The sequence below is a fragment of the Thalassospira lucentensis genome (genome assembly GCF_011806425.1).
GTDB classification, from domain to species: domain Bacteria; phylum Pseudomonadota; class Alphaproteobacteria; order Rhodospirillales; family Thalassospiraceae; genus Thalassospira; species Thalassospira lucentensis_B.
Map to the genome: position 1 here is coordinate 550478 of NZ_JAATOV010000002.1, position 21228 is coordinate 571705.

Genomic DNA, 21228 nt, shown 5'->3' on the forward strand with positions numbered 1-21228 from the left:
CTAAATGGCCTGTGACGGTTTCCCATCACAGGCGTCATCAAGCTGTACTGATTAATACCACGGCGCGGCATTTTGCAGCATAAAAACTATACAAAGGTGGTGGATTTTTCTCAGATCTCTTTATCTGAGCGGATCATCGTACCGGCACCACGTTCGGTAAACAGTTCCAAAAGAACCGCATGCGGCGCACGTCCATCAACAATCACAGATGCCTCAACCCCGTTCTGCACAGCATCCATGCAGGTTTCGGTTTTCGGAATCATCCCGCCCTGAATGGTGCCATCGGCAATCATTGCTTTGATACTGTCGATCGTGGCGTCACGAACAAGGTTCTTGTCGCCATCGAGGATGCCTTTAACATCGGTCAGCATATAAAGACGGGTCGCCCCAACTGCCTTGGCAATCGCACCGGCGGCCGTGTCGGCATTGATGTTATATGTCTGACCGTCTTCGCCAACACCAATCGGCGAAATCACCGGGATAATGTCGGTACTGATAAAGCAATCAAGCACATGCGGATCAACTTTGACCGGCTCACCGACAAAGCCAAGATCGAGCACTTTTTCAATATTGCTTTCAGGATCACGTTTGGTGCGCGTCAGTTTGCGCGCAGTAATCAGATTGGCGTCCTTGCCGCACAACCCAACAGCAACACCGCCAGCGGTATTGATGTTTGATACGATTTCCTTGTTGATCTTGCCCGCCAGAACCATTTCGACAACGTCGATGGTTTGCTGATCGGTCACACGCAGGCCGTCAATAAATTCCGACTGAATGTTAAGCTGTTTAAGCATCTGGCCGATCTGGGGGCCACCGCCATGTACCACAATCGGGTTCATGCCGACCTGCTTTAGCAACACAACATCCTGTGCGAACAAGCGCGCAAGTTCCGGATCACCCATGGCATGTCCGCCATACTTGATCACGATTGTCTGCCCGTTAAAGCGTCGCATAAAGGGAAGAGCCTCGGAAAGCACCTTGGCGCGCGCCAAAGTCCGGTAAGCACTGGATTCCGATTGATCTTCTTCAGAACGGACTTCTTCGTTCATCATTCTTCCCCATATTAACGCCTTAGGCTGGCGAATTTACAGCAGCGACGAAATCTCGGCACGCAATTCAGCCAAACCGGTATTTTTTTCACTCGATGTCGCAAAGATTTTCGGCAAGGCCGCTGGATGCTTCACCAGTGCTTTGACCACTTCTTTAATGCGTTTTTCGAGCTGCCCCTTTTTTAACTTGTCTGCCTTGGTCAGCACAACCTGATATGGCACGGCACTTTCATCAAGCATCTTCATCATTTCAAGATCGGCCTTCATAAAGCCGTGTCGTGAATCGATCAAAACAAATACGCGGCGCAATGTCACACGCCCGCGCAAATACTGCTTAATCAGGTTCTGCCACGTCTCAACCACGTCTTTTGGCGCCTGGGCAAAGCCATAGCCCGGCAAATCAACGATATGGCAAGCACCATCAAGGTCAAAATAGTTCAGCTGTTGTGTCCGGCCCGGTGTGTTGGACGTCCGCGCAATGTCTTTGCGCCCCGTCACAGCATTGATCAGGCTGGATTTACCAACATTGGACCGTCCCGCAAAACAGATTTCCGTTTTGCCTTCTGGCGGCAGTTGCTCAAGCTGGGCAACACCAAGAACAAACGTAACCGGGCGGGAAAAAAGTTTCCGCCCGGCTTCGATTTGTGAGGACTCATAAGTCGGAATTGCAGTTTCCGACGGTAGTTTTTCTTCAGTCATCGTCATTCCTTCCCCGTCGCGCGGGGATGCTCCCCGAAGGGAAGATAAACCCAAAAAGGGTAGATGGGGGGATTAAACCCCCATCTTATACATGATGTAGCGCTGCTGAATGATCGACAGCGTGTTGTTCCAAGCCCAATAGATCACAAGACCCGCCGGGAAACTTGCCAGCATAAAGGTAAAGATCAGGGGCAAGAACATCATGATCTTTGCCTGGGTCGGATCGGCTGGTGCCGGGTTCAGTTTCTGCTGCAGGAACATGGTAAGACCCATGATCAACGGCCAAACACCAATCATCAGCATGTGCGGCGGATCCCACGGGATCAAACCAAACAGGTTGAACAATGACGTTGGATCGGGCGCAGACAAATCCTGGATCCAGCCAAAGAACGGCGCGTGACGCATTTCAATGTTCACGAACAGCACTTTATACAGCGCAAAGAACACAGGGATCTGAACGACGATCGGCAAGCAACCCGAAGCAGGATTGATTTTCTCACGCTTATAAAGCGCCATCATTTCCTGCTGCTGACGTTGGCGATCATCCTTGAACTGTTCACGCATTGCCGTGATTTGCGGCTGCAGCTTTTTCATCGCACTCATGGATTTGTACGATTTGTTCGCCAGCGGGAACATCACGGCCTTCACCAGAACCGTAAAGATCAGGATCGAAACGCCGAAGTTGCCAACCAAGTGGTTCAGCCACTGCAGGAACAGGAAGAACGGTTTGGTCAGGAAGTAGAACCAACCAAAGTCAATCGCGAGATCGAAGTTGGTGATGCCGTAATCTTCTGCGTAGGTATCAAGAAGACCAACTTCTTTTGCGCCGGCAAACAAACGGGTTTCCGCTTTGCCTTCGCTGCCATTGGCAATGGTGCGGCCAGCACCAAGATAGTCGGTCTGATATTTATCGGCATTGTCAGCGACATGATGGCTAAAGCGCGTGGTCATCACTTCGTCCGATGACGGTGCCAACGCAACCAGCCAATATTTGTCGGTAATACCGATCCAGCCGCCGGTGGTTTTCTTTTCGACCGGACCATCATCAACCAGATCATCATAGTTGATTTCGGTCAGAGTGCCGTCGATCACGCCAAGCGGACCTTCGTGCAGGATATAGAAACCAGCCGTTTGCGGCTTGTTCTTACGCGAAATCAAACCATACGGATGCAGGGTAACTTCGCTACCGCTGTTATTGACCACCGACTGATTAACCGTGAACAAGTAGTTCTCATCGATGGCAATTTCGCGCTTGAAGGTCAGGCCTTGGCCGTTGTCCCACGTCAGCGTAATCGGCTTATCAACCGACAACTTATCGCTGCTTGCGGTCCAACGCGTGTCGCTGTTGGGAACAACCGTGTTCTTGTTGTTACCAACCCAGCCGAACTCCGCGAAATAGGCATCTTTGCTGCCGGTCGGGTTCAGAACATGGATCAGCGGGCTGTCAGGCTCTTCGGTCTCATGATAATCTTGGAGCTGGATATCATCAATCACACCACCAACAAGGCGAATCGAGCCTTCGACACGCGGGGTGTGAATGGCAATACGCGGCGATTTCGCCAGGGCATCTTCGCGCTTAACCACTGCCGGAACAGCAGGCTGTCCCCCTGGTGCAGTCGGTGTGTTGGAAGATGCCTGCGGCGGATTGGTACCACTTGCATCAAGCTGTTCGCGAACCTGCGCCTCACGAACCTGGGTATCAGGTTCAGGCGCAAAGAAGAATTGCCAACCGATGAGAATCACAACTGCCGATGCAATTGCGACCCATAGGTTACGTTGTTCGTTCATCGCTTCTTTCCGCTTTTCTCAGCCAGCATCAACCGACCGATTATTCTATTTACATGACGAAAGCGCCGGGGATCGGTTTTCACCATCCGACGACGCTTTGTTTTGTTCGCAGCCACATCCGGGCACCGGATCATAACCATGACCACCCCATGGATGGCAACGCATTATCCGTTTAAATCCCATCCAGCCGCCTTTTATTGCCCCATGACGGGCCAATGCTTCCATCATGAAAGCCGAACATGTCGGCTGATAACGGCAAGACCACCCGATATAAGGCGATAAAAAGAGCTGGTAACCGCGAACTGCGATTTGAAGAAGACGCGCAAAGGGGCCAGGTGCTGGAGTCGAAGAGGTCATTTCGCGGACCCTTTTGCCGGAGTCGATCCACCGGACTGTTTTGCACCACGTCCCTTGCGGGGCCGTCGTGTATCAGCAGGGGAAGGTTTGGCATCAGGGACTCGGCGCAAAGCAAACCGCATATCATCAACCAGCTTATCAAAAGGCCGATCAATGGTTTGGTTCCGACCAATCACCACATAATCCCAACCGGGTAATGCGAGTTCGGCCATTAATTGCTCTGCTACAGCACGCAAACGCCGCCGAACGCGATTGCGGACGACGGCCTTTCCCACCTTTTTGGTGACAGTAAAGCCGACTCGTGCGAGTGCGTCTTCACTGGCGTATTCTGTATCCGGGCTGATCCCCGGGCGTGGTGCGCCCTGCAGGATCAATCCCTGTGTAACCCATTTTCGGCGGCTGCCCGCAACACGGAGGAATTCCGTACGCTTTTTAAGGCGTTCCACCGAAATGGTCACAACATTAGGCCGACAGACGCTTGCGGCCCTTGGCGCGGCGTGCGGTAAGCACACGGCGGCCACCGACGGTCGCGCTGCGGGAACGGAAGCCATGACGGCGTTTCCGTACGAGATTGCTAGGCTGGTAGGTGCGCTTCACTGCACTTACTCCGTTCTAATAAGGTAATCCGATAAAATTCGAGGTCCGCTGTATAGGACTTCACACGCAGGCTGTCAACTCGTGACAGGGTAAAGCCCCCAGAGAACCGGCAATGCCGCCGGGTTTTTGACCCGACGGCACCCGAAATGCGAATTCGTCACCATTCGATACGTTCGACGTTGGAAAATGTCAACTCCGAACCGTCCGAAAAGACGATAGTTCCCGACGAATCGGAAGAAAGTTCCAGATGGTGTTTTTTCGAATCGGTAACGTCGCCATCATCCAAAACCAAGGTCCAGTCACTCGAATCGAGTTTACCGCCACCGGCACCATGTAACTCGATCGTATCGGTGGTCCATCCGTTGGCTCCGCCATCCACATGATCGCTGCCATCCCCCATATTAAAGATGAACATATCGGACCCGCCGCCACCATACAGCGTGTCATCACCGATCCCGCCCATCAGGGTGTCATTATCATCCCCACCAAGCAGCAAATCATTACCATCGCCCCCCATCAGGGTGTCTCTGCCGGAACCGCCGATAAGGGTATCATTGCCTTCGTCACCAAACAGCTTGTCATCACCCCCGCCGCCACTCAGCGTATCGTCGCCAGTGCCGCCATAAAGGGTGTCTCTGCCCCATCCAGTGGCAAGGGTGTCGTCACCAGTCCCACCATCGAAATAGTTGTTGCCGCCATCGGCCTCCAGAATGTCGTTACCATCCCCGCCAAAGAAGCTGTCATTGCCCCAGGTCCCGTGAATGGAATCATCACCCCCCTCGCCCCAGACTTTGTTGCGGCCATCACCGACATCAATCAGGTCATCGCCCGCACCGGAAAATACGGTGTCATTGCCGCCTGCGGCGTTGATGATGTCATCACCACTTCCTGTTTCGATGATGTTATTCCCACCGCTTGCATCGACCGTATTGTCCCCGTCGCCAGCAAAAATCTTATCATCGTCAAAACCGGTACTGATGGTGTCGCTGCCGGTCCCGGTTACGATTGTGTTTTCGCCCTCGCCCGCGTTGACATAGTTATCGCCATCACCGCCAAAGATCGTGTCATCGCCGCTCCCCGTCAGGATGCTGTCATTGCCCGATCCGGTTGCGACGTAATTTTCACCTTGGCCGGAGCTGACATAGTTATCGCCCTCGCCACCAAGGATCGTGTCATCACCGCTCCCGGCAAACAGGGTGTCATTCCCCGCCCCGGTTTCGATGTGGTTTTCACCTTCGTTGGCATAGATGATGTTGTCGCCGTCACTGGCATAGATGCTGTCATCACCACTACCCGCCGTGACGTAATCATCGCCTGACCCGGCATAGATGGTATTGTCACCTTCGCCAGCATGCGCGATGTCATCCCCGGCACCGGCATTGATAAAGTCATCACCACTTCCGGCCCAGATCGTGTCATCACCGGCATGGGTGGCAAAGACATCGTCACCGCCACCACCAGCAACAATATCGTTGCCAGAACCGGTTTCGAAACTTTCATCACGCCAGGTCCCCCAACGGAATTCGTTGGGATCGACATCCTTTTCGATGGTGACGTCCAAAATCGCCGCCGTCGTGGCCGTGTCATCCCCGTCACGTGATTGTGCAGAAACGGTAAGTTCAAACGTACCGGAATAATCACTGCCCGCCGCAATCGTCAGGCCGACTAATTGGGCTGGCGACAATGTCCATGTGCCATCCCCATTGCTGGTTCCCGCCGAAAGTGTCGCGCCATCGGGCACGCCACTGATGATGACACTTAGTGTTTCACTGCTATCGGTCAGGGCCGCATCAATATCAAGGGCGACACTATTGCCTTGATCACCGCTGGCATCCGACACATCCAAGGTCGGGGCATCGGCAACACCCGCAACATCGACCGTGATGGTATCGCTCACACTCGCGGTATCCGAACCATCGCTCGAAGTAACCGTAACATTCAAATCAAACGAACCACTGTAATCATCGGTCGGCTGAATGCTCAGCCCCTCAAGATCACCGGGCGACAGCGTCCACGTTCCGTCGCCGTTATCCGTGCCGGTCGACAGTGTTGCGCCGTCTGGCACACCGCTGATGGTGATCGACAGAACTTCCGACACGTCGCTGGCACTGGCATCAACATCAAGGGCGATATTGCTGTCTTCATCGCCCGATGCATCCGACACATCCAGCGTCGGCGTATCGGCCACACCGCCAACATCCACGGTGATCGTATCGGCTACACTGGTGCTATCAGCCCCATCGGTCGATGTTGCCGTCACATTCAGATCAAACGATCCACTAAAATCATCGGCTGGTGTGATCGTCAGACCGTCCAGATCGCCCGATGCCAACGTCCAAGTGCCATCGCCATTATCGGTCCCTGCCGACAAGGTCGCCCCATCGGGAACGCCCGAAATCGTGATACTCAAAACTTCGCTGGAATCGCTTAACCCCGCATCAATCACAAGTCCAATCGCGCTATCTTCTGTCCCCGACGCATCAGAAACATCCAATACCGGTGCATCCGCTTCCCCGGCAACATCGACGGTAATGACGTCGGCAACACTTGCACTATCGCCTTCAATGGCCGAGGTCGCCGTAATACTCAGATCAAACGACCCGCTAAAGTCATCGGCTGGCGTAATTGTCAGACCGTCAAGATCGCCCGACGACAAGGTCCAAGTTCCATCACCATTATCGGTCCCTGCCGACAGTGTGGCACCATCGGGCACACCGCTTATGGTAACGGACAATGTCTCGCTGCTGTCCGTCAGCCCGGCATCGATATCAAGCGCAATTGCAGTATCTTCCGTACCGCTGACATCCGAAACATCAAGGGTCGGGGCATTTGCACGATCCTCGACCGTGATGGTGCCGGTTTGCGAAACCGAATTGGTATCGGCGCCGTCGGTTGCGGTTGCCGTGACATTCAGGTTAATCGTTCCGGCAAAATCATCCGGCGTGGTCAGGGTCAAACCGTTCAGATCATCTGGCGCCAACGTCCAGGTGCCATCGCCATTATCTGTTCCAGCACTCAAAGACGCCCCGTCGGGCACGCCGCTTATGGTGATGCCGAGTGTTTCCGATCCATCAACGTCATTAAGCGATGCTTCAATCGTAATTGGATAGGACATGGCGCCAGTTTCTGCACCGCCGCTATTACCATCACCACTTCCCGGTTCAGAAGGTGCCTCCACCAGATCGGCATTGCCAACAACCGTCCCATCCGCGAACGAGATCGCCTCAACCTGATTGACGGTCAAGGTCTGGCCGGTATCAAGGTCAATGATCTGTGTGTTGATCATGCCGTTGTTGTTGGTGAAGTTCTGGAACCGATAAGATGACGCGTCCTTACCAAGATAAAGAACGTCATTGCCCGCTCCGCCACCGACAGCAGATGATCCGCCAATATCCCCACTGATGGTGACACTGTCATCGCCGCCGCCCAGACGGATATTGTTGCCTTGGCTGGTATCGCCTTCAATAACGATACGATCATCACCGCCGCCAAGGGTGAAATTCTCGTTCATACGCAGATCGCGACCGACCACATAATTGTCGTCAGCGCTGGTGCCATGATGATTCTGCTGACCGTTATCGACAAAATCATTGTCGTCCGAACCGCCTCCAGCACCGCTGCTGCCGCCGTCACCGCCACCATCAGTCCCGCTGTCACCAGTCCCGCCAGTGCCCCCAGCTCCGCCAATGGAGGTGCCCTCACCAATCGACACCCGCAAAGACGGCGCATCAGCAACCGCCGCAACGTTCACCGTTATGGTGTCACCAACACTGGCTATATCACTTCCATCGGTCGACTGCGCAGATACGCCAAGATCAAACGACCCGCTATAATCCTCAGGCGGCGTAACCTTCAGACCGTCCAACTGCTCGGAGCTAAGCGTCCAAGTCCTGTCACCATTATCACTCCCAGCAGACAACGTTGCACCATCCGGAACCCCAGAGATTGTGACCGTCAGTGTTTCAGAGCTATCCGTGAGACCGGCGTCAATATCGAGCGCAATCGCACTGTCTTCTGAACCTGAGGCATCCGACACATCAAGCGTCGGCGCATCAGCGATACCAGCCACATCAACCGTAATCGAACCCGACGTCGTCGCAACATCCTCGCCATCAGCCGACTGCGCGGTTACACCCAGATCAAAGCTGCCCGAGAAGTCATCTGCTGGCGTGATCGTCAGACCATCAAGATCGCCCGACGACAAAGTCCATGTGCCGTCACCATTATCAGTTCCGGCCGACAACGATGCCCCATCGGGAACACCAGAGATTGTAACCGTCAGAGTCTCAGAGCTATCCGTCAGCCCAGCATCAATATCGAGCGCAATGGCAGTGTCTTCTGAACCCGAGGCATCCGACACATCAAGCGTCGGCGCATCTGCGACACCAGCCACATCAACCGTAATCGAAGCAGACGTCGTCGCAACATCCTCGCCATCGGCAGACTGTGCCGCAACACCAAGATCAAAACTACCGGAGAACTCATCTGGCGGCGTGATCGTCAGACCATCAAGATCATCAGAAGACAAAGTCCAAGTGCCGTCACCATTATCAGTTCCGGCCGACAACGTCGCGCCATCCGGTACACCAGAGAGCGTAATCGTCAAAGTCTCAGAGCTATCGGCGAGCCCTGCATCAATATCGAGCGCAATCGCGGTGTCTTCACTTCCAGACGCATCCGCGACGTCCAACGTCGGCGCATCGGCAACCCCGGCAACATCAACCGTAATCGAGCCAGACGTCGTCGAGACATCCTCGCCATCAGCTGACTGCGCTGTTACGCCCAGATCAAACGATCCACTGAAATCATCAGCAGGTGTAATCGTCAGGCCATCAAGATCGGTTGAGCTCAGGGTCCAGGTGCCGTCACCGTTATCGGTACCAGCTGACAAAGCCGCACCGTCTGGAACGCCAGAAATCGTCACTGTCAAAGTCTCAGAGCTATCCGTCAGTCCCGCGTCAATATCAAGTGCAATTGCACTGTCTTCTGAACCAGAGGCGTCAGAGACATCAAGCGTCGGCGCATCCGCAACCCCAGCAACATCGACCGTAATCGAACCGGACATCGTCGCGACGTCCTCACCATCAGCCGACTGCGCTGTCACACCGAGATCAAAGCTGCCCGAGAAATCATTTGGCGGTGTAATCGTCAAACCATCAAGCTGATCAGAGTTTAGCGTCCAAGTCCCATCGCCATTATCGGTTCCGGCCGACAAAGCCGCACCGTCTGGAACGCCAGAGATCGTCACCGTCAAAGCCTCAGAGCTATCCGTCAGACCGGCATCAATATCGAGTGCAATAGACCGGTCTTCGTAGCCACTTGCGTCCGACATATCCAACGTCGGGGCATCCGCAACACCAGCAACATCAACCGTAATCGAGCCAGACGTCGTCGCGATGTCGTCACCGTCCGCAGACTGCGCCGTTACGCCCAGATCAAATGATCCGCTGAAATCATCCGCAGGAGTGATCGTCAGACCATCAAGGTCATCAGCCCCCAGAGACCAAGTCCCATCACCGTTGTTCGTCCCCGCAGACAAAGTTGCCCCGTCCGGAACGCCGGAAATCGTGACGCTCAGAACTTCGCTGGAATCCGTCAGCCCTGCGTCAATATCCAAGGCAATCGCAGTATCTTCGTTGCCAGAAGCATTGGACGTTTCCAAAGTCGGCGCATCTGCAACACTGACAACATCCACCGTAATCGTGCTGCTACCAGCGGGGCGACCGCGTGTGAGGTGAATTGGATCGGACGTTGACGCGGTTGAATCCCCATCCGTGGATTGGGCAACAACACCAAGATCGAAAGAACCGCTGTAGTTTTCCGGTGGCGTAATGGTCAGACCGTCAAGGTCATCGGCATCGAGTGTCCAAGTCCCATCCCCATTGTCAGTCCCCGCAGACAATGTCGCACCGTCGGGTACACCACTTACGGTAACGCTCAAAACCTCACTGGAATCTGTCAGGCTAGCATCAATATCAAGCGCAATCGCCGTGTCTTCATTCCCAGATGCATCCGACACATCAAGAAGCGGTCGGTCAGCAACACCCTCGACATCAACGGTGATACTTCCACTTGCGCTGGCAATATCTGAACCGTCAGCAGATTGCGCACTTACCGAAAGATCAAACGAGCCACTAAAATTATGCGGTGCCCGGATTTTCAGACCATCAAGGTCTTCCGCCCCGAGCGACCAAGTCCCATCACCGTTATTCGTCCCCGCAGACAAAGTTGCTCCGTCTGGAACACCGGAGATGGTCACTATTAGTGTTTCACTGGAATCCGTTAGTCCCGCGTCGATATCGAGTGCAATCGACCGGTCTTCGTAGCCACTTGCGTCCGCCACATCCAGTGTCGGCGCATCCGCAACACCCGCAACATCAACCGTAATCGAACCAGAGGTCGTCGCGACATCTTCGCCGTCTGCCGACTGAGCAGTTACGCCCAGATCAAACGATCCGCTGAAATCATCAGCAGGTGTAATCGTCAAGCCATCGAGATCACCCGATGACAGTGTCCAAGTCCCGTCGCCATTATCGATACCCGCAGACAACGCTGCACCGTCCGGAACGCCACTGATCGTCACCGTCAAAGCCTCAGAGCTATCCGTCAGGCCGGCATCAATATCGAGTGCAATGGCACTGTCTTCAGAACCTGAGGCGTCCGACACATCCAACGTCGGCGCATCTGCAAGCCCGGCAACATCAACGGTGATCGAACCAGAGGTCGTCGCGACATCTTCACCATCAGCCGACTGCGCTGTCACGCCCAGATCAAACGAACCACTAAAATCATCAGCCGGTGTAATCGTCAGACCTTCAAGATCGCCCGAAGACAAAGTCCAAGTGCCGTCACCATTATCGGTACCCGCAGACAAAGTCGCACCATCCGGAACGCCGGAAATCGTAACACTCAGAACTTCGCTGGAATCCGTCAGCCCTGCGTCGATATCGAGCGCAATTGCTGTATCTTCATTGCCAGATGCATCCGACATATCAAGCGTCGGCGCATCAGCAACGCCAGCAACATCGACCGTAATCGAACCCGACGTCGTCGCGACGTCTTCACCATCTGCCGACTGCGCCGTTACACCAAGATCAAACGAACCACTAAAATCATCCGCTGGCGTGATCGTCAGACCATCAAGATCGGTTGAGCTCAAAGTCCATGTGCCATCACCATTATCGGTTCCGGCCGACAAAGCCGCACCATCCGGGACACCCGAGATCGTGACGGTCAAAGTCTCGGAGCTATCCGATAGACCAGCATCAATGTCGAGTGCAATCGCACTGTCTTCTGAACCAGAGGCGTCAGATACATCCAGCGTCGGCGCATCCGCGACACCGGCCACATCAACCGTGATCGAACCTGACGTCGTCGCGACATCATCGCCATCAGCCGATTGCGCGGTTACGCCGAGATCGAACGAACCACTAAAGTCATCGGCAGGTGTAATCGTCAGACCATAGAGATCACCCGATGACAATGTCCAAGTGCCGTCACCATTATCAGTGCCCGCAGACAAGGTCGCGCCATCCGGAACGCCGGAAATCGTAACGCTCAGAACTTCGCTGGAATCCGTCAGCCCTGCGTCAATATCGAGCGCAATTGCACTGTCTTCTGAACCAGAGGAGTCAGAGACGTCGAGCGTCGGCGCATCAGCGACACCAGCCACATCAACCTTAATCAAAGCAGACGTCGTCGCGACATCATCGCCATCAGCCGATTGCGCGGTTACGCCCAGATCAAAACTACCCGAGAAGTCGTCTGGCGGTGTAATCGTCAGGCCATCAAGATCGGCTGAGCTCAAAGTCCATGTGCCATCACCATTATCGGTTCCGGCTGACAAAGTCGCACCGCCTGGAACGCCAGAGATCGTAACACTCAGAACTTCGCTGGAATCTGTCAGACCTGCATCAATATCGAGCACAATTGCACTGTCTTCTGAACCAGAGGCGTCCGAGACATCAAGCGTCGGCGCATCTGCGATACTCGCAACATCTACCGTGATCGAACCAGACGTGGTCGCGATGTCCTCACCGTCCGCAGACTGAGCCGTTACACCTAGGTCGAAACTACCGGAGAAGTCATCGGCAGGTGTAATCGTCAGTCCATCAAGCTGATCAGAACTTAGCGTCCACGTCCCGTCACCATTATCGATCCCGGCCAACAGCACAGCACCGTCTGGAACGCCGGAAATCGTAACGCTCAGAACTTCGCTGGAATCCGTCAACCCTGCGTCAATGTCGAGCGCGATGGCACTATCTTCAGAACCCGAAGCATCCGACACATCCAACGTCGGCGCATCCGCAACGCCAGAAACATCAACAGCAATCGAACCAGAGGTCGTGGCGACATCTTCGCCGTCTGCCGACTGCGCCGTTACGCCCAGATCAAAACTACCCGAGAAGTCATCCGCAGGTGTGATTGTCAAACCATCAAGCTGATCGGAATTTAGCGTCCAAGTACCGTCACCATTATCGGCACCCGCAGACAAAGTCGCACCATCCGGAACGTCGGAAATCGTAACACTTAGAACTTCGCTGGAATCCGTCAGCCCTGCGTCAATATCGAGCGCAATTGCTGTATCTTCATTGCCACTTGCGTCCGACACATCCAGCGTCGGAGCATCCGCAACACCAGCAACATCAACTGTAATCGAACCAGATGTCGTCGCAACATCCTCGCCATCAGCTGACTGCGCTGTTACGCCCAGATCAAAACTACCCGAGAAGTCATCTGGCGGCGTAATCGTCAGGCCATCCAGATCACCTGACGACAAAGTCCAAGTGCCGTCACCATTATCGATCCCTGCCGACAACGATGCGCCATCGGGAACGCCAGAAATCGTCACCGTCAGAGTCTCAGAGCTATCCGTCAGACCGGCATCAATATCCAGCGCAATCGCACTGTCTTCAGTGCCCGAAGCATCCGACACATCCAGTGTCGGCGCATCTGCGACACCAGCAACATCAACCGTAATCGAACCCGATGTCGTCGCAATGTCGTCGCCATCGACCGACTGCGCTGTTACGCCCAGATCAAACGATCCGCTGAAATCATCAGCAGGTGTAATCGTCAGGCCATCGAGATCGCCCGACGACAAAGTCCAAGTACCATCGCCATTGTCAGTCCCCGCTGACAGTGTTGCACCATCCGGCACACCCGAGATCGTAATCGTCAAGCTCTCAGAGCTATCCGTCAGCCCAGCATCAATATCGAGCGCAATTGCAGTGTCTTCATTACCCGAAGCATCCGACACATCCAACGTCGGCGCATCGGCCTTACCCGTAACATCAACAGTCAATTCTTCCATCACGACGGCAGTATCATTACCATCGGTGGTGGTGACCGAGACGGTCAGGTCGATTTCGCCGCTGAAGTTATCTGCCGGCGTGATCGTCAGTCCGTCGAGCTGATCAGAGCTGAGCGACCACGTTCCATCGCCGTTATCCGTCCCTGCCGACAAGGTCGCACCGTCTGGCACGCCAGAAATCGTGATCGACAGGGTTTCACTGCCATCAAGGAGTTCGGTATCGATGTTAAGCGCAATCGCGCTATCTTCTGCGCCAGACGCATTTGCAACATCAAGGGTCGCACCATCAGCAACGCCCGTGACATCGACTGTCATGCTCGAACTGCTTGAGGCGGTTGAGCCATTGCTTTCGCGGCTGGTCGCGGTAACGGAAAGGTCAAAGCTGCCGCTGTAATCTTCTGGCGGTGTGATGGTAAGCCCAGAAAGCTCGGCTGGCGATAGCGACCAAGTCCCATCGCCATTATCAATACCAGAAGACAGGGTCGCCCCATCCGGCACCCCGGAAATCACGATCAAAAGCGTTTCACTGCCGCCATCAAGGTCATTCAGCGCTGCCGAAATATTAAGCGATATTGCGCTGTCTTCTGCGCCGCTGACATTTCCGGTCACAAGATCGGGCGTATCTGCGACCTTTGCATCCTCGCCCGAATCATCCACCAGGTCCCCCGGCGTCGCATCGTCGCCAGGCTGAAGGTCTGCGACCTCGCCGCTGACCGGATCGACAGCGCCGACGGGCTGTTGCTCAACCGTAACGCCACCGGGGCTTACGCTTTGTTGGAAATCACCTCGAACCGCACCGCGGCCAACGGAAGAACCCGTTGTATCGTTGGTCAGAAGATCACTTTGGGCGGGATCAAGGGTCGTCGGATCAGATTGAAGCGACAGATCATCCGCACCCAGCGCGCCAAGGCTTGAATCGGAAGTATTCGCACCCGTATCAATACCGCCATCACGGTTTTCTTGCGCGTTTTGGGCATCGGTTTGCTTTGCCGTCGCGTCATCTTGGTCGCTGCGTTCTTCACGCTGCGCAAAGGCATTCTGGCGACGAAAGGCTTGCTGTTCTTCGCCTTGCGGATTGTAAACTTGATTGCCGTATTGGACGGATCCTAGTTCGTGTGTCGGAACAGTGGACACATTGGACTGGTCATCATGCAATTCGACCAGTTCGTCACTTTCGCTAACCGGGACCTCACCGCGCATAAGATCAATCTGGGCAGCCTCTTGATTGAGGTCACCATTGTCTTTGCCAGCTTCGTTTTCAGTATCGCGAGAATCGTCCGCCATTTTAATCCAATCTCCAATGCGTGTGAGATGGATAGACCCAACCCACACATTCTATACATTAGTATAGAAACCCTAGCGTAAACCAGAGAAATGTGCGGCCGGGCAGTAGAAATGAACGTGAAGTCATTTCCAGCGGGACCAATTTAAAACTCAACGCTCCGAGAACGCCTGATCAAGAGAGACGTAAACAGGCTTTAGGAGATATTCCAAAAGGGTTCTTTCGCCCGTCTGAATATCGGCCTGAACAGTCATCCCCGGGATGATCTTTTGAGCAGACGCACCTTCACCAACGTGATCCTGATCCAGTGCGACCTTACCTTTATAGTAAGGTTTTCCTTCATCGTCTACAAAAGTAGATGCTGATATAGAGACCAATTCACCCTGTATGCCCCCATACCGAATAAAGTCAAAGGCACTGACTTTTACCGTGACCGGCTGACCAAGATGAACATGGCCAATATCCTCGGTCGAGATCCGGGTTTCAGCGATCAACACCTCGTCGGCGGGCACCAATTCCATCACAACCTGCGCCGGGGCAATCACCCCACCAATGGTCGAAAATTGCAGACCCTTGATATAACCACGCGTCGGCGCAACGATTTCAAGCCGCGCCACCCGATCGCGCAATTTACGCAAGGCTTCACTGGTTTGCGCGATCTCACCGCCGAGCCTGCCAAGTTCGCTAATCGCTTCTTCACGTTGACTTTTTTCAAGCTCATTCAGACGCAATTTTGCTTCGGCAATGGTTTCACGTGCGCGCGCCTTCTCGGCAGCAACATCCGAAAGGCTGCCCTGCGCTTCGTTGAGTTCGCGCTGAATGTTTAGGAACAACACCTTGGAATTCAGGCCCTTTTCATAAAGAGACCGACGCATGGTCACTTCCTGATTAAGCAGATCAAGCGACTTACGAAGGGTGGCTTCCTGCTCATTTAGCTGCGCGAGCTCGGCATTGCGTTCCTGAATCTGGACCTGCAAAATTTCGCTCTGATTGGCATCAAGCTCTGTCTGGATATTGTAAATTTCATGCTGATTAACCGCCAATTCCGGATATTGCGCCATCATTTTCGAAAAATCAGGTTCGCGGCCTTCGGCAAGCGCACGATACCGCTCCGCCTCAAGACGTAGATTCCCCAATTTCGTCTCGGTTTGCGACAGTTCGGCTTGCGCGGCTTCCGGCTTAAGGCGCAATAAAACCTGACCTTTGTCGACCAAATCGCCATCCTGCACCATGATTTGATCAATAATCCCGCCTTCCAGATGCTGGATCTTGTTCACAGCCCCGGTTGGCATGACCTGACCAAATGTGATCGCGGTTTCTTTGATCTGGGTTGTCGCCGCCCAGGCAATCAGAGCCATAAACCCGACCGACAGCATCACCAATGCAGATCGAACAAAGACCGAAATTCCGCCCTCTTCAAGCAACACGGCATGCGATAAATAGCGCGCCATACGTCGTGAACGACGGAAACGCTCGATGGCAGTATTCTGAACTGCTGCGTCACTCATAGGTAGCCTCCGTCTATCACTTGTTGCTTGATCCGTTCGGGCGGCGCATCGCCGCGCAACTGCCCGTCCTGAAGCACAAGAATACGATCAGCCATATCAAGGTGACTTGGCCGATGGGTAATCAGGAATATGGTGGAACCGCCGCGCAAACGATTGATCGTATGCTGAAAAGCGCGGTCAGCTTTTTGATCCAGACCGTTGGTCGGTTCATCAAACAAAATAATCGGTGCCTCGCGCACAAACGCGCGCGCCAAAGCAAGTCGTTGCAGGAAACTGGCGGAAAAGCGTGCCGAATGTTGATCCCCAATACGGGTTGAAAAGCCATCAACCAGATTTTCGACCTCTTGCAACACACCAGCCGACATGCAGGCCATCCGCAATTCATCATGCGATGCCACCGGGTTCGCCAGCCGTAGGTTTTGCGCAATTGATCCACGGAAGAATTCAACATCTTGCGGCACATAGGAAATCGACTGACGCAGGGTTTGCGGATCCATCTGGCGAATATCGGCGCCATCAATCAATACCGCGCCCGCCTGGGGCTGATACATCCCGGCCACCAATTTGATCAGGGATGATTTACCCGCACCATTCGCCCCGACAACCGCAATGACCTGTCCGGGTTTAATGTCAAAATTCACCCCAACAAGTGCCGGATCAGAATCGGCATTATATCGGAAGCTAACCCGCGAAAAGCTAACCGCCCCGGAAAACCGCCGCTGATCAACAGAACGCGGCACCAAATCACCTTCGGGTGCGATGGTCATAAGCCGGTTAATCTGGCGCACACTGCCGCGCAACTGCGCCAGGCGCGGCATACCAATAAAGGCCTGATTGATCGGGCCCAAAACCCGCCACGCCAGCATCATTGATGCCACCAACGCCCCGACACTCATTTCCGCATTCATCACCCGGTTGGCCCCAAAGGCCAACACAAACGCCCCAGATGAAATCATCAGGACTTGGGCCAAGGTGTTGATCACGTTATTGACCATCGAAACCTTGAACCCGGCATAGGCCGTATCAGCCGAAATATCGCGAAAACGCGTCAGCCAGCGATTTTCCATCGCCGTGTATTTCAATGCCGACATCTTGCCGACTGTCTCGACCAAGAATTCCTGCCGGTTGGCGCCATTGCGGCCAAGTTCCGAAACCCGGCGCGTAACAATCGGAAACGACACCAACCCAATCAGGGCAAACACACCAATCAACGCAATTGGAATCAGGGCAAGCCATCCGCCAAGATAGAACATGACAACCAGGAAAATCGGCACAAATGGCATTTCCAGCATCACCATGGCCATCGGCCCGGTAAAGAATTCGCGCACACTTTCAAAGTCACGAATACGCGAAATCTGCACCCCGACCGGCGACCGTTCGGTATAGGACGGCGGCAGTGCCAGCAATCTTTCGAAAATTGCCCCACTGACCAGCGTATCCAACCGCGCGCCAAAGTGGCTAACGATTTGGCTGCGCAGGGTGCGCAACACCCACGACATGATCAGGATGATGCCAATGCCAATTGAAAACTGGATCAGCATGGAAATCGACCGCGCACCAATCACCCGATCATAAATGCCCATGACAAAGATCGGCGTGGCCAAGGCCATGATGTTGAGCATCAAGGTAATCAGCAACAACTGATAACCAAGCTGCGAAAACCGGTTTGCAACCCCACCAAACCAACCCCGCTTATCGTCTTCGAAATAACGATCACGACGGTTTGCCGGCGAAAACTGATACAGTTTGCCGGGCAAGGACGTTGCAGTGATCACCATTTCACGATCGGTGCCGCCATCATAAACCCGAATGCCATTGCCTTCTGGGCGAATAACAACAAGGGCCGTGCCGTTTGTCGGGACGAACAGGCACGGCATCAGGCGTTCGTCGATCTCGTCAAACACCACATCGATTTCGCGCGATTGATAATTAAGATGCGCTAGAACATTGCGAAAATCAGTTAGGTCAAGCGCTTGATCCATATGCGGCAATGCTTCAGCGACATGACGGGGCAACCCGCGCCAGCCCAGCGCCTGCAACAACGGCCAAAGACAAGCATCAAAATCCGAAAGCGCATCGGTGCTCGCAAGCCCCATCCGATAATTCTGGGCGAACTGCATATTTTCAATATTCATGACGCACCCCCAGCCGGAACAGATGCCGTGTCTTCGACACTTGGCTGCGCAACACGCTGATTGGTGCGTTTAAGAACCGGCACCAACCGTTGATCGACCAGACGGAACTGCTTATTCGCCAAGGCAATCAGTGACGGACGGTGGGATACCATCACAAGCGTGCAGTGCTTTTTTAGATCCAGCAAAAGACTGGTCATGATGTTGTCACCCGCGATATCGAGCGAGCTATTGGCTTCGTCAAACATCACAATACGCGGATAATCAATCAATGCCCGGGCAACGGCGATCCGCTGTTTCACCCCGCGCGGCAGGGTTTCAGACGCCTGCCCCCCAACTTCTGTGTCATAGCCCTGTGGCATGCGCATAACGATGTCATCCAGTCCCAACCGGCGGGAAATTTCCACCACGCGGTCGATCCCGACATCTTTGCGAAAACCGGTAATGTTTTCGATGATTGTGCCTTTGAACATCACGCCATGCTGGGGCAAATAAGCAACCTGACGGCGGATGGACTCCGCACTGTATTGGGTGACGTCTTTGCCATCCAAAAGAACCTGACCCTGATTGGGACGAAGCGCCCCCATCAGCATCCACAAAAGGGTTGTTTTCCCGGTCCCGTTATCACCCGTAATCGCAACGGACTCGCCCGGCTCAATCACCAGATCAAGACCATCAAACACCTTTTTGCCGTCCGGGTGACCAAACGACACATTGTGCAATTCAATCTTACCTTCAAGGACGGGCATTTCCGGGGCGTCCGCACTGTCTTCTGGTTCGATTTCAAACAGTTCTTCGCACCGCTGGCGGGCGACACGAATGTTTTGGAACTGGGTCCACAGGCTCATGGCGCGTTGTAATGGTTGTATGGATCGTCCGGCCAACATCGTGCAGGCCGCAAGTCCGCCCACCGTCAAATCTGCATCAATCACAAGAACACTGCCCACGGCCGCAACCAGCACCATGGTCAGCATCGAAAAGGTCGCGCTGGCATTTACCGCCGCATGGGCGGAACGCGCTGCAACCAGATCATCCTGCGCACACTGCACCTGAAGCTGTTCATGGCGGCGGATCATCAGGTTTTCCATCGCCATCGATTTGATGGTGTGAACCCCCGTCAGGGTTTCGATGATAAAGTTATAACGCCGCTCATCTGACTGAATGCGATGATCAAGCGCGCCGCGCAACTGCCGCCCCAGGAAGAAGGCGGTGATGAAAAACGCCAGCAAAATGCCAAGCGGCACGATCACAAGCATCCCACCGATGATCGCGATCAATCCCAAAAACAGAATGATAAACGGCAAATCAACGACGGCACCAATGGCCTGCCCGGAATAGAAATCACGCAGCATATTAAGGCTGTTTAAGCGCTGCAAATGAAGGCCGGGGGCGGTTTTTTCGTAATCAGTCAAACTTGCCGACAACAAATGCCCCACCGCGGCCTTGGCACTGCGATGTTCGAACTTGGCCGCCGAAAGCGATGAAATATAAGCCCGTCCAAGACGCAAGATCGCCTCAAGCACAAGCGCACCCAACACGCCAAGGATCAGAAGCGTTAAAGTCGGGATAGAGTTATATGGTAAAACCCGGTCATAAACCTGCAGCAACGTGATCGGCAATGCCAGCGACAGCAGATTGATCACCAACGCGCCAAGCAACAGGGCAAAGCGTCCCGTCTGCAAATGCGACAATGTCCCGATATTCAAGACAGGATGTTGTCTGACATGTCGTGTCATGAAGGCAGGATGCTCCGTAAAACGGGTTATATACCATACTAAAGGTGTCTAACTATACCAATAGATAGGATGAGTAACCGATTCACGTATTACTGGCAAGAAGTTCCTTATATGCATACGAATACATATAATAGTTATCTGACCCACGTCCAGATAACTTAACGCATTTTTTGGGAAACTACTCCGATTTAGATCGCCCACTCTCCTGCGGAGACGCGAATCTAAGCACTTGAAAATATTGAACTATTCTAAACAGGTGGAAATAAGCCTAGGCTTCTTCGCCGTCGCCACGCAACCGATCAAGCGCGCGTCGCTCTGCCTTTGTCGGGCGTCCAGAACCTGCTTCGCGCGCACCGACCGGGGCTGTACGAATGTCTGATGCCACTTCTTTCTTTGCCATCCGGGGTGGTGAATGATCGGTATAAAGGGTCTGTGCTTCGGGGGCGGGTCCACGGCGTTCGCCAAGCGCAACAACTTCGACCACGCGAAGGTGCGGTCCTTGAAAGAATTGCAGGCGATCACCTGCTGATACCGTGACACTGGCCTTTGAAATCGAACTGCCATTCACAACAATATGCCCAGACTGGCAGGCCTTACTCGCCAAGGAGCGGGTTTTATAAAACCGTGCGTGCCACAACCATTTATCAACCCGAAGCTTTTCTGCCAGTTCCGTCACGGCGGTCCATTCCACGTATCGTTTAACTGATATCTCTTATACCAAATTTCCAAGGTCAGAGAAGATAAGCCACCTTAAAAAATCAGGCGCT

Annotated in this window: 11 protein-coding genes; all 11 read right to left on the reverse strand. The window is 54.0% G+C overall.

Features of this window, described 5'->3' with window-relative positions:
- Positions 1-110: 110 nt before the first annotated feature.
- Complete coding sequence (gene argB / locus HCZ99_RS08110) at positions 111-1049, reverse strand: acetylglutamate kinase (RefSeq protein ID WP_167446433.1); 939 nt, start codon at positions 1047-1049, stop codon at positions 111-113.
- 36 nt (positions 1050-1085) lie between these two features.
- Entirely contained in the window at positions 1086-1748 is a 663-nt protein-coding gene (yihA, locus tag HCZ99_RS08115; RefSeq protein ID WP_167446434.1) for a ribosome biogenesis GTP-binding protein YihA/YsxC, read from the reverse strand.
- A gap of 72 nt (positions 1749-1820) precedes the next feature.
- Positions 1821-3536 (reverse strand): membrane protein insertase YidC, encoded by a 1716-nt coding sequence (gene yidC, locus HCZ99_RS08120; protein ID WP_167446435.1) that lies wholly within the window; start codon positions 3534-3536, stop codon positions 1821-1823.
- A gap of 45 nt (positions 3537-3581) precedes the next feature.
- On the reverse strand, positions 3582-3893 hold the full coding sequence (yidD, locus tag HCZ99_RS08125; RefSeq protein WP_167446436.1) for a membrane protein insertion efficiency factor YidD: 312 nt from the start codon (positions 3891-3893) through the stop codon (positions 3582-3584).
- A complete protein-coding gene (rnpA, locus tag HCZ99_RS08130) occupies positions 3890-4414 on the reverse strand; it encodes a ribonuclease P protein component (protein ID WP_368484249.1) in 525 nt (174 codons plus the stop codon). Before rnpA ends, yidD begins: the two co-directional genes overlap by 4 nt.
- Entirely contained in the window at positions 4356-4490 is a 135-nt protein-coding gene (rpmH, locus tag HCZ99_RS20675; protein WP_033369208.1) for a 50S ribosomal protein L34, read from the reverse strand. The genes rnpA and rpmH overlap by 59 nt, the downstream gene beginning before the upstream one ends.
- Before the next feature lie 157 nt (positions 4491-4647).
- Positions 4648-15087, reverse strand: coding sequence for a calcium-binding protein (locus tag HCZ99_RS08140; RefSeq protein WP_167446438.1), 10440 nt, complete (start codon positions 15085-15087; stop codon positions 4648-4650).
- Between the two features lie 150 nt (positions 15088-15237).
- Positions 15238-16593, reverse strand: a complete 1356-nt coding sequence (locus HCZ99_RS08145; RefSeq protein ID WP_167446439.1) for an HlyD family type I secretion periplasmic adaptor subunit — start codon at positions 16591-16593, stop codon at positions 15238-15240.
- Positions 16590-18728 carry a peptidase domain-containing ABC transporter gene (locus HCZ99_RS08150; RefSeq protein ID WP_167446440.1) on the reverse strand — a complete coding sequence of 713 codons (2139 nt, stop codon included), beginning with the start codon at positions 18726-18728 and terminating at the stop codon, positions 16590-16592. The genes HCZ99_RS08145 and HCZ99_RS08150 overlap by 4 nt, the downstream gene beginning before the upstream one ends.
- Positions 18725-20461, reverse strand: a complete 1737-nt coding sequence (locus HCZ99_RS08155) for a peptidase domain-containing ABC transporter (protein WP_254869519.1) — start codon at positions 20459-20461, stop codon at positions 18725-18727. The genes HCZ99_RS08150 and HCZ99_RS08155 overlap by 4 nt, the downstream gene beginning before the upstream one ends.
- A gap of 268 nt (positions 20462-20729) precedes the next feature.
- Positions 20730-21137 carry an RNA-binding S4 domain-containing protein gene (locus HCZ99_RS08160; protein WP_167446441.1) on the reverse strand — a complete coding sequence of 136 codons (408 nt, stop codon included), beginning with the start codon at positions 21135-21137 and terminating at the stop codon, positions 20730-20732.
- Positions 21138-21228: the final 91 nt, after the last annotated feature.

Excerpts from the sequence above, each read along its gene's own strand:
- argB (WP_167446433.1), bottom strand. The coding sequence starts at position 1,049 with ATGAACGAAGAAGTCCGTTCTGAAGAAGATCAATCGGAATCCAGTGCT.
- yihA (WP_167446434.1), bottom strand. The coding sequence starts at position 1,748 with ATGACTGAAGAAAAACTACCGTCGGAAACTGCAATTCCGACTTATGAG.
- yidC (WP_167446435.1), bottom strand. The coding sequence starts at position 3,536 with ATGAACGAACAACGTAACCTATGGGTCGCAATTGCATCGGCAGTTGTG.
- yidD (WP_167446436.1), bottom strand. The coding sequence starts at position 3,893 with ATGACCTCTTCGACTCCAGCACCTGGCCCCTTTGCGCGTCTTCTTCAA.
- HCZ99_RS08140 (WP_167446438.1), bottom strand. The coding sequence starts at position 15,087 with ATGGCGGACGATTCTCGCGATACTGAAAACGAAGCTGGCAAAGACAAT.
- HCZ99_RS08145 (WP_167446439.1), bottom strand. The coding sequence starts at position 16,593 with ATGAGTGACGCAGCAGTTCAGAATACTGCCATCGAGCGTTTCCGTCGT.
- HCZ99_RS08150 (WP_167446440.1), bottom strand. The coding sequence starts at position 18,728 with ATGAATATTGAAAATATGCAGTTCGCCCAGAATTATCGGATGGGGCTT.
- HCZ99_RS08155 (WP_254869519.1), bottom strand. The coding sequence starts at position 20,461 with ATGACACGACATGTCAGACAACATCCTGTCTTGAATATCGGGACATTG.